Origin of the sequence: Vibrio makurazakiensis (genome assembly GCF_050337375.1) — a bacterium.
Lineage (GTDB): Bacteria > Pseudomonadota > Gammaproteobacteria > Enterobacterales > Vibrionaceae > Vibrio > Vibrio makurazakiensis.
Genome location: NZ_JAKJSW010000147.1, coordinates 1 through 10819 on the forward strand (window position 1 = coordinate 1; position 10819 = coordinate 10819).

Here is a 10819-nt window from a genome sequence, read left to right on the forward strand (position 1 = left end):
TTACTATATAGGGGTGCTGCTGAACACCAGCGCAGCTTGTAAAAAACTCACCTTCTTCGCTGTACTTTGGTATTGACTCTCCGGCTAGGTACTTTTTCCATGAGGCCTTGTCAGAGAATGATGCCATGGCAACATCATATATACGCTCATCAATGGTTGATGAATCTAGTGCGTTATATCTTTCATCTAGAGTTTTTTTAAGCCTTTCTCTTAGTTTCTTGTCACTAGCTAATACACCTTCAAGCCCATCTAACTTCAATACTTTCTGAGCCCAGAAAATTGCTCTAATTTTTTCAATCAAAACCACCCACCACAAATAACAACAAAAGTCAATACAGCTCACTAGATGAGACAGTGCCGATACTCAAATGCCTTCAAACCATATCATAGAACGTATTCAATAACCCGAGGATACAAAATGAATCAACAGCAACTCACCCCACTACTCTTGCGCAGAAAACAAGTCTGTCAAGCGCTAAACATAAGTCCATCAACACTAGATCGATTGAGGCACAACCCCAATGTTAGATTTCCATCAGGAATATATACCGGAAATAAAATTTTAGGATGGCGAACAAAAGACATTAACGACTGGTTAGATAAACAATGAGGAACACATGATGCGAAAAAATCATTACCAACAAAAAAAATCAAGTTTCACACCCATCGTAAAAATGCTTTTCCTTCCTCCTATGTGGAAAAACATAAAAGGGGAAATTGAAGTTATAAAAGCACGACGAGAAGGTTTTAAAAAACGTCCTAATGGGATTTCGATTCACGATCCTGAAATAGATGATGAGTTTTAGACCCTATTCATTGGTAATGAAACCAAATTCAAAGCCAAAAGTACTTTAAGCCAGAAAATGCAAAGCCTTGGGCAGATTTCAGAAATGATTTCAAAACCACAACAAAAAGATGCCAAGGCTAATTATCACAACATGATTACCATGATTTCAGAGGAAGAATAATGAAACAAACCCAAAAATCAGTAACTGTTCGCTTCTCAATGAACGATTACAACGACATTACAGCCGAAGCAGAGAATCACAATACAACCACGGCAGATATCATCAGAAAAACCTGGAGAGGCCACCAAGAGCATCAGAACATTCTTGCTCTTTTGGCCAAATTTGAAAGCCGCATCATCGCAAGTACGTTTGAGATCTGCGTTGCTACGATAGGCCTCACAACAGACGAGCGAAAGAAAGCTGCCAAAGATGTTAACAACTACCTTAAAATGGAGCGAGTTAAATAATGAGCCATACTCCCCCATCAATGCCAAAACAGAAGTGGGGCTTGTTAGCCTTGGTGTTCGCTCTGTCCCTTATCAGTCTTATCGTTTTTCAAACTTTATTAATATGGCCAGAGCAAAAATGGGGAGGGATTAACCGACACCTTGAGTGGGTAGCCAAAGCTACCTGGCAGCTTCTATCCCAAGACTCTTCGGCTTTACTTGCGCAGTATGTTTTTCAACTCAAAAGCTTAGGCATTTACTCAGAAATGAAAATTACTGTTTCAATTGCCTTTCTACTCAATTTTGCTGCTTCTGCACTGATTTCTTGCCGTATTGTATTTGTACCCGGAGGAACGAATAAACTAGTAAAAGTAAACGGGCCAACACTATACAAAGATAAATCAGTCAAAAAGGGGTTACGCGATCACCACCGGAAGAACAACCAAAAAAGTTCAGTGGCTATTCACCCAGACCTTTTACTTACACCGAAAGAACTTGAAGGAAACATATTCGCATTTGGCCAACATGGTTCAGGGAAGTCCGTCATTCTTAAGCAGCTACTTCAACAGATCATCAACGCTAATCAACAAATCATTATTTACGACGAAAAGCGCGAGTACACTGAGCTATTTTATGACCCCAAAGATACACTCCTAATCGCCCCCTGGGATAAACGTTCTGCACACTGGGATATAGCAAAAGATCTTAAACGTGATGAAGATTTTGAGCTCATTGCACAGAGGCTAATTCCCGGTAATACCAAAGATCCTATGTGGTCGAATGGTGCAAGAGCGATTTTAGCTGGAGTATTGGCAATCTGTAATGCCGAAAGTAATGATGAATGGAGTTGGGACGACATTGCTAAAACATTGTCTATAGATGACTTCACTCTTCGAATTTTGTTCGAGCAGCACTACATCAAAGCTGCCCGCTATATAGAAAAGAATTCCAAAACTACGCATGGCTTTATGTCGACACTCCTAACAGATGTATCGTGGCTCTATTCCCTAGCCAAGTATTGGCAAAAGTCTTCTAAAAAGTCGTTTTCGCTTAGAGATTGGGTCAATGGTAATAGACCTGATATCAAAAAAATCATCATACAATCTCATCCAGAGTTTAAGGAAGTCGGTGCTCCACTTTGTAATTCGATTCTAGGATTCATCACCAGCTTAATGCTCGCAAAGCCAGACAATAATAGTACTTTGCAAACTTGGTTGATTATTGATGAATTGGGAAATCTACCTAAAAACGATAGCTTAAAGGAATGGTTGAGTCTTGGTCGCTCAAAGGGGTGTCGTTTCGTTGGTGGTACTCAATCTATATCTCAACTACATGATAAGTATGGAGAACACGACACAAATACCCTCCTGAATCTATTTGCAACAGTAATAGCTCTTAGGTGCGGCGCTCCAGGTGGTGAAGCAGAGTACGCTGCAAAATGTTTTGGTGAAGCTATTTACGAAAGACCATGCTCAGGGAGTACAAAAGTTGGTCCGTCTGCAATAAATTGGCAAAAAGAAGTTTCTCAACTAGTTACAGCCTCTGATCTCGTTCACCTCCCTCAATCAAATGAGAATGGGGTAACTGGCTACATAACTAGTTCCGGTTGGAATAGCGTATTTAGACTCCAATGGCCATACCCTAAGCTAGACAAACAAGCACCTAGCCACACTCCTAGCTCTTGGGTACTCAACGCTCCACAAAATCCACAAAAACGAAAAAATGGCCGACTGGGAGCTCGCTGATGCTGACTATCCATCCAATTAACAATATTACCTACTACGATAACGATGACTACTATCTCAACGATGCATCTCCAGAGGACGTTTGGATAGGTTGTGGGGCGGAATATCTAAATCTCAATAATAAACCTGTTGGTGAGGAGTATCACCACTTAGCACGTGGCTACTCTCCAAACGGAAAGATACCTCTTTGTAAACAAGCTGGAGATGACCATAGGCCGGGGTGGGATCTTACTTTTTCAGCTCCAAAATCTGTTAGTCTGGCCTGGGCGATGGCCAATGAGCATCTACGAAAAGAGATCAGTAACGCTCAGCTAAAATCGGTTCGACAAGCGATCATTTTACTTGAAAAAAATGCTGCGTACACTCGTAGAGGTATCAATGGAAAATCCCGAGAACGCACTCATGCCTTAATTGTAAGAGCCCTCGAACACTCTACATCAAGGGCTCTGGATGTTTCCTTGCATACTCACGGGCTAGTTCAAAATCTTAGCCCTAGGCTAGATGGATCTTTTGGAACAATTATTAGCCGAGACCTTTATTTATGGCAAAAAGCCGCAGGTGCTATCTATCGTGCAGAATTATCACATCAAATGAAAAAGCTCGGTTTCGAAATAGAGCCTGACGGAGAAAGCTTTCGACTGACAATAATTCCAGAACAAGCTTGCCACAACTTTTCAAAACGCTCTCAAACTATAAATGAACGTTTGAAAAAGTGCTCAGCCACGACAAGTGCTAGCCGTATCGGGAATAGCATAAAAATAACAACACGAGCTGCGAAACAGAAGATCGAACGAGATGGACTACTACAAAAATGGAGAAGTGAGCTAGACAGCTACGGGCTAAACAACGAACTTCTTAAGAAACATTTGAGCGCCAGATACAAACCTTCGGAAGCTAAAACAGCATTTGAGATTCCTGAGATCATCAGCTCTCTGACTAATAAAAATGCTGTATTTAGAAAACAAGATGTTTACCGGGCCATCGCTGAGACTGCTCAGTGGAATGGCGAACCAGCAGCAATCGTTAATCAGTTGGCTAAGTCGATACTTACAGATGAGGAACTAGTTTCACTTGGAACTGATAGCAAACACAACCAACTCTTCTCAACTAAACAAATGCTCAGGCTAGAAAATGAAATTCTTGAAATCACTCAGTCACTTACTGAAAAATATAGCCATGCATTGCAAAAAAATATCGTTAATGATGCAATTTCATTACACGAGAAGCAATGTGGCTACACTCTAACAAAAGAGCAAAGCGAAGGGCTTTTCTATGTCTGCTGCGAGGGGGATTTTAGCATTCTTCAAGGCTCAGCAGGCGCAGGAAAATCATCAGCTATGGCTGCACTACACTCAGCTTACTCACAGCAAGGCTTATCAGTAATCGGTGCAGCGATTGCCAAAAAAGCGGCAGATAATCTTGCTGAAGAATCGAGAATAACCTCTTACACCGTAGCAAAGCTGTTATCTGACGCTGAACGTGGACGAAATCATTTCTCTCTGGCTGATGTGCTTGTGGTTGATGAAGCTGGCCAGCTAGGCACAAAGCAATTGAATGCATTATTGCATCTAGCCCAAGAGCACAATGTGAAGGTTATCTTAGTTGGAGAAGATAAGCAGCTAGACGCAATTGAACTAGGCGGATGCTTACGGTTTTTATCTCAGAAATTGAACTGTAGCAGAATAGAAGAAATCAAACGCCAGCGCGAGAGCTGGGCTCGTACAGCTGTTATGCATTTGAGGGACGGCCTGGCATCAAAGGCATTGAGTGCATTCCAAGCGAAAGGATTACTCAATTTTTCTGAGTCCTCGAAAGATACTCAGAAACAAATGGTCAACGCTTGGGAAAGCTACCATCGTGATAACCCAAATAAGAACTCTCTGTTGCTTGCGCAGCGTTGGAAGGACGTTGATCAGCTATCAACTCAAATGCGGACCATTCTCCAATCTCAAGGAAAAGTTGGGAATGAAGAGGTTGAAGTTGATTGCATCGTTTCTGAGCATCGATGCAATCAAAGGTTTGCAGTTGGTGATCGCATTAAAATGTGCAAAAACGACTACAGACTATCAGTCTCAAACGGCTCAATGGGCAAGATAACTAACATATACAAATCAAACGATGATATCGTTTTTACTGTTCTTTTAGATAGCGGGCACACGGTTTCAGTAAGCCGCAACAACTACCAAAACGAAGAAGGCCGCCTTCCAATGGTTTTGGGCTACGCCTTAACGGTTTACGCTAGCCAAGGAACAACGATCGATGGTGATGTGTTCGTCTATTGGACATCAGGTATGGATCGAGCAAACAGCTATGTCGCAGGGAGTCGACACAAGGACAACTGTCACTGGTTTTTTAACTCACGAGAGATCGACTTAGTTACTCAGCAGGCTGAGGGAGTTGAGATTTCTGATGAAATACGGGTTCAAACAGTTGCCCAGGTAATGTCGTCAGAGAGGAGGAAGTCTATGGCGCTTGAGTATTTAGATACCGTTAACAAACCAACAAAAAATATACAACTAGAGTCCTATAAGGGTGACGTTGAGTGCGATTCATTTGAGCCAATAGTATGAGAAATTATAGCAGGCTCACTGTCCCAAACTACTTTTACCTGAATGCAGGCTTCTACAAGCCCTCGACATCCATACCATGTTCTGCAAGCCATTTTTTTCGCTCTTTATAATCTGGCATAGCTCGTTCTACGCATAGCCAAAAGTCGACACTGTGGCTTGGTTCTATCAAATGTGAAAGCTCGTGCACAACAACATATTCAGCGATTTTTGCTGGCAATAAAATTGTCTTCCAGTGAAAGTAAAGCACCTGCCCTTTGCCACATGAGCCCCAGCGATACCCCAAATCACGCACTTTTACTGATGAGAACTCAACACTTAAACGGTTTTTAAAGTCGTTAGCTTTTGCTTCTAACCATTTCAAGCCTTTTGCCACGTACCAATCGATAAATAGCTTTCGAGCATCCTCAATATGGTCTTTTGATAAATGAAAGCGGCCATGATAAAACTTGAGTGGTAGTTCTTGCTCATCAACAAGGCTTAAACGGTAGCTGCGGCCTAAATATAAAAAGCCTTCTCCTTGCACAAACTGTTTTTGACGTACTGTTTTATGCATAAGTGATTTTTCTGCCAGCTTTTGATAGACCCAGCTAAGCTTAGAACGCACAAAACCTTCAAGCACATCAGACTCTACAAAAGGTGGAGCAATAAGTAGTAAGCTGCTATCTCTATCCACAGTTAATTGCATCGTTTTACGGTCAGCACTGTGTTTAATAGGAATAACTAAGTCTTCAATGGTTAAGGTCATACAGCCTCTAATTTATAGCTATTTGCTTTGGCAAGCTCTCTAAGCTTATCAACTAACGGTTCTATATGATCATAGTCAAGTAGCTCAGATTCATACAGACTTTCGAATAAATACTGCTCTAACTCTTCTTGTAAACCTAAGCGATGAGGTTCCCAAAAACTGGTAGTAGTGATCTTATCTTGAATATGGGCAACCAGTTTTTCAGTAAGTTCTATCAGTTGAGCTTCTAGGACTAAATCAGGCTGTTCATCACCACTAACCGCCACTTTTAGCATGCGATAAAATGGCAGGTAATGCTCGGGGATGTCTGGTAGACCCTCTTCATGCTTAGTAGAACCAGAACGCACTTCATCAATAATGGTTTGTAGCGCTTTGATCAGATCATCCCATTGACCAACTAAGCTATCTAAAATTTGTTTTAGACGTTCACTTAGCTTTTCATAATAAACTGGATCTTCATCAATATGCTGGCTTACATGGCTTTTAATAGCATGCTCCATTTCGGAAGCAATGGCTTTTTTCTGCTCTTCTGGAGTAGCGCCATAATTTACAGCTTGTTCACGAACCTCATTTACGCTGTTATCAAACTGAGCATCCGTTAAGTTTATCGGCGCTACTTTTGGGTCTATCCCCAATGAAATAATATGTTCGTCAATTAAAGTACGAACCTTTGCCCCAACATCTTTTCCAATCACCATGCTGTCGCGATAACGCATTCTTGCACGATTCTGTATCATCGCCAGCGCTTTTGCATCGCCTGCAAAAGGTAATCCTTCAGGGCGTGGTAATACTTGCTCTAAGCTTTGTAAGAAGGCTTTTAATTTTACGGAAAACTCTTGGCGCAATCTCTCAGTACTAAGTAACTGTACGCAAGACTCAATATCATCAAGAGATTCTATTCCTTTACTGCGGAACATATCGACAGCACGAATATGTCGCTCTCTAAGGGCGGGAACTTCATCTTTTAAACTACGTAAGGCACCTTCAACATCTTCATCACTATAAGCCGCGAGCGCAGCTTTTAAGTGATTGGCCACACCGTAATAATCCACCACAATACCAAACTGCTTGCCATAACCCGTACGATTAACCCTGGCAATCGTTTGTAATAGTTCAGCTTCACGAATAGAGCGATCTAAATACATCACCCCTTCGATAGGTGCATCAAATCCTGTTAGCAGCATTGATTTAACAATTAAGAACGAAAGCGGATCGGTTCCTGTCTCTGTTTGTTCCGCATCAGCTCCTAGCTCTTTATTGAGTAACGGCTTTTTGAAACGCTCAATCGCTTTATCTTGTTTGGCTCTATCTGTATGCTCTGCCCACTCTGGTCCATCGTTATTATCAGATGAGATAATGGTGGAAAATTCCATTCTGGCTAATACATTTTTATACCGCCATGCTTGGATCAACGCTTGTATTTTAGGTGACTTACGGCAAAGGGTTTCGTTATCACAGCCTTTTAATTCATCTGGTAAGCGCTCAGCGTCAAACAGCAACTTATCTCGTGCACCCATAAAGGCTTTATAGTAACGCACAGCAGCTAAGCGACTATAAGCAACTACTTGTGCTTTATAACCATTCGGCAAAATATTAGTGACATAATGGCGCAGCATATCTGCCGCTTTTTCTTCAATTAGTAGCGTGGCTTCTAATACATTTCCTTTAGTCGCATATTTCTTTTTAATGGCTTCAAGTTCTTCTTCGCTTTTATCGCTAAAGAAATCTTCAAATAACTCATCTAAGCTAGAGCCATCTTTTACTGCACCATTTACCGTGCGACCTTCATATAAAATAGGTACGGTTGCGCCATCAGCTTCCGCTTCTTTTATGGTGTATTTATCAATAAACTCACCAAACACTTCATGGGTGCGTTTTTTCTCACCCATGATGATTGGCGTACCCGTAAAACCGATACGGGCACAGTTAGGAATACCAGAAAGCAAATTAGCGTGTAAATCACCCGATTGTGTTCGGTGCGCTTCATCCACCATTACCAATATATCTTCACTGGCATTAAGTAATTCAAAAGGGTCAGCCGCTTTGGCTTGCGACTCACGATACTTTTGAATCATCGCAAATACGATGCCAGGACCATCTTGCCTTAAAAGGTTCTTAAGTGATTTATTATTGTTAGCAACCGAAACCATTTCATCAGTTAAAGAAGCCGTGCTTGAAAGTTGTTTTTGTAGATCTTTTCTGTCGGTAACTACAACAACTTTAAAGCGGCGTAAGGCAACATCGGTACGCAGTTTTCTGATCAAAAACATCATAGTTAATGACTTACCCGAGCCTTGGGTATGCCACACTATACCGCCACGCCTGTCGTATTCGCCATCTTGCTTACGGGTTTTACCCGACAATAAGCGCTGAACCGAGCGCACTACGCCACGATATTGCTGATAGCGACAGACCATCTTGATGGTTTGCCCACCTTGATGCACAAACAAAACAAAGTGACGAATAATATCTAACAGAGATTCTGGCATTAACATGCCAGCCACTAAGCGTTGTTGGGCTGACAATCCCGCAACATCTAGTTCTTTGGCGAGTGTTTTTTCACAACGTTTGGGGTCACTCTGGGTAGCGATAGTTTTCCAAGGTTTGTAAAACTCAGCTCTTGCGCCAATAGTACCCACTAAACACTGCTCAAAGCTGGCAGCAATCATTAACTGGTTAGTACTAAATAGCTGAGGTGCACCTTCGTTATCTTCTACTTCACCAACTGCAAAACGTTGATTGGAATAACGGCGAAGTTGGTTAATCGCTGCTGCCATAGGCTCGGCACTATCTGGATTTTTACATTCGATGACAACTAACGGAATACCGTTAACCAGTAACACCAAATCAGGAATAATATGTTTTTTGCTAGAGTCATGCCCAGGAGGGCATTGAACCTTAAACTGGTTGATTACGGTAAAGGTATTATTTTCAGGTGTATCCCAGTCAATAAAATGAATACTACGGGCACGACCACCATCCCAATCAGGCAAGCCATCAACAATAATGCCGTTAGTTAATAGCTCTGATGCTTTCTGGTTGGCCTCTATTAACCTAGAGGCGGAAATACGACTAATCACCGCTACTGCCTGATTAACGCGTTGCTCATCTAGCCATTCAGTTTGTTCACCATTGGCCAAGCTTCGCAAATTAACCCTTACCAGTTGCTCACGTAATACCTTAGTTTGCAGAACTTCAGCAAAGCTATCACGACCAGTAACACTAGCATCATCTAAACTACCTTCAATATATTGCCAACCTTGTGATTGAAGCTGTTGGATTAAGGGCAATTCTGATTGTAAATATTCCGGACCCATAGTACTTCCTTTGAATTATTAGCTGGTCTGTTATTTTATTAAATCAGTGACTCGGACTTTGCCTGTAAGCAGATCATCCATTAAACCTTCTTTACTCATGCGTAATTTATCAAGAGAGTTTTTCTCATATAAAAGCCTATTTTCTAATTCAATCAACCTGTCGCTCATCGCCAGCTGCTCATGCTCAGGAGGTAAGCCAACAGCAAACTTTTTAAAAGTATCAAAATCAATACTTTCAACAGTAGTGCCTATTTTGACTACTTTGTTTAATATTTGCTTCTCTTTACCTTGTAGAAAGTAATGTACAAACTTGCTAGTTACACCCTTATTAGGTAATAGTGCTTTAATATCTTGGTTTACAGTAAACTTATTATCTACTTGAATCGCAGGTAATGAATGCCTCAAAATTCCACTTCTAAAGACTACAACGATAGTGCCTTTATCAAAAACATATAAATTTGTATTTTCTATAGCTAAATCACTAACTTTATCTTCCGTATCTTTAATAACCGAGGCGTTTAAGTCCTTAGGTGATACCCATAAGGTTCCTTCGTTAGGCCAATAAATGGAGACTGCTTTAGAAGGTGTTGCTCCTCCTCGCCAGTAACCGATTCCTCCTAGACTAGTTTCGTTCCAATCTTTAGGAATCCAACCTAATTCAAAAGATTTATATAGCTCAGGTGCATCTTCATAACTAGGGCGAAGTTCTCCATTTTCATCAACGCCGCGAGTTAATAAATCATATAATAAGCCATGTTTTACTTGCCGTAATTTGGCAATGATGACTTCTGTCTCACGGATTTGGTTGTCTAATTTATCTAGAATTTCAGTAATTTTATTGCGTTCGGCTTTTGGTGGAACAGGCAAGTCTATATCAGAAAATTCAGACCCTGAAATCTCTAGGAATGTAGTACCAGATGCACGCCTTTCTAACTCGGCTTTTAGTAAGCATAAAAAATGGAAATAGTAATCCGCATCTTTAGGGTCTTTAAATACAATAGATTTAAAGCCTTGATTGGTTGTCATAGGTACTTGATTTATAACCCTTGCACCTAGGGTTGCTCTTGATGTAACCAATAGTGAGCCTTCAGGTAACAAATTTGCACCGCTATTCTTTACTCCAGAATCCGTAATATATTCGGAGGTCGATAATATATGTTTGTCTTTAAATTTAGACACTTCGCCAGGTGTTAACCAAGGAGTATTTC

The 10819-nt window shown here is 41.1% G+C and carries 9 protein-coding genes; 5 read left to right on the plus strand and 4 right to left on the minus strand.

Annotation, left to right across the window (positions count from 1 at the left end; genetic code table 11):
- Positions 1-301, minus strand: a 301-nt coding sequence (locus L4C33_RS15315) for a hypothetical protein (RefSeq protein ID WP_428813286.1), incomplete at its 3' end; no start/stop codon positions are given.
- A gap of 117 nt (positions 302-418) precedes the next feature.
- Between L4C33_RS15315 and L4C33_RS15320 the strand changes: the two genes are divergently transcribed.
- From L4C33_RS15320 to mobF, 5 genes are all read left to right on the plus strand, one after another.
- The gene (locus L4C33_RS15320; RefSeq protein WP_428813287.1) at positions 419-610 is read left to right on the plus strand and encodes a helix-turn-helix transcriptional regulator; all 192 of its coding nucleotides are present in this window, start codon (positions 419-421) and stop codon (positions 608-610) included.
- A 7-nt stretch (positions 611-617) separates the two neighbouring features.
- Entirely contained in the window at positions 618-806 is a 189-nt protein-coding gene (locus L4C33_RS15325; protein ID WP_428813288.1) for a hypothetical protein, read from the plus strand.
- A gap of 161 nt (positions 807-967) precedes the next feature.
- A complete protein-coding gene (locus L4C33_RS15330) occupies positions 968-1255 on the plus strand; it encodes a hypothetical protein (RefSeq protein ID WP_428813289.1) in 288 nt (95 codons plus the stop codon).
- A complete protein-coding gene (locus L4C33_RS15335; protein ID WP_428813290.1) occupies positions 1255-2979 on the plus strand; it encodes a type IV secretion system DNA-binding domain-containing protein in 1725 nt (574 codons plus the stop codon). The genes L4C33_RS15330 and L4C33_RS15335 overlap by 1 nt, the downstream gene beginning before the upstream one ends.
- Entirely contained in the window at positions 2979-5549 is a 2571-nt protein-coding gene (gene mobF, locus L4C33_RS15340; RefSeq protein WP_428813291.1) for a MobF family relaxase, read from the plus strand. The genes L4C33_RS15335 and mobF overlap by 1 nt, the downstream gene beginning before the upstream one ends.
- A gap of 52 nt (positions 5550-5601) precedes the next feature.
- Here mobF and L4C33_RS15345 read toward each other — a convergent pair whose 3' ends face one another.
- From L4C33_RS15345 to L4C33_RS15355, 3 genes are all read right to left on the minus strand, one after another.
- Positions 5602-6294, minus strand: coding sequence for a M48 family metallopeptidase (locus L4C33_RS15345; protein WP_428813292.1), 693 nt, complete (start codon positions 6292-6294; stop codon positions 5602-5604).
- The gene (locus L4C33_RS15350) at positions 6291-9611 is read right to left on the minus strand and encodes a type I restriction endonuclease subunit R (protein WP_428813293.1); all 3321 of its coding nucleotides are present in this window, start codon (positions 9609-9611) and stop codon (positions 6291-6293) included. Before L4C33_RS15350 ends, L4C33_RS15345 begins: the two co-directional genes overlap by 4 nt.
- A gap of 30 nt (positions 9612-9641) precedes the next feature.
- Positions 9642-10819: restriction endonuclease subunit S (locus tag L4C33_RS15355; RefSeq protein ID WP_428813294.1), on the minus strand; the 1178-nt coding region annotated here is incomplete at its 5' end.

Excerpts from the sequence above, each read along its gene's own strand:
- L4C33_RS15320 (WP_428813287.1), top strand. The coding sequence starts at position 419 with ATGAATCAACAGCAACTCACCCCACTACTCTTGCGCAGAAAACAAGTC.
- L4C33_RS15325 (WP_428813288.1), top strand. The coding sequence starts at position 618 with ATGATGCGAAAAAATCATTACCAACAAAAAAAATCAAGTTTCACACCC.
- L4C33_RS15330 (WP_428813289.1), top strand. The coding sequence starts at position 968 with ATGAAACAAACCCAAAAATCAGTAACTGTTCGCTTCTCAATGAACGAT.
- L4C33_RS15335 (WP_428813290.1), top strand. The coding sequence starts at position 1,255 with ATGAGCCATACTCCCCCATCAATGCCAAAACAGAAGTGGGGCTTGTTA.
- mobF (WP_428813291.1), top strand. The coding sequence starts at position 2,979 with ATGCTGACTATCCATCCAATTAACAATATTACCTACTACGATAACGAT.
- L4C33_RS15345 (WP_428813292.1), bottom strand. The coding sequence starts at position 6,294 with ATGACCTTAACCATTGAAGACTTAGTTATTCCTATTAAACACAGTGCT.
- L4C33_RS15350 (WP_428813293.1), bottom strand. The coding sequence starts at position 9,611 with ATGGGTCCGGAATATTTACAATCAGAATTGCCCTTAATCCAACAGCTT.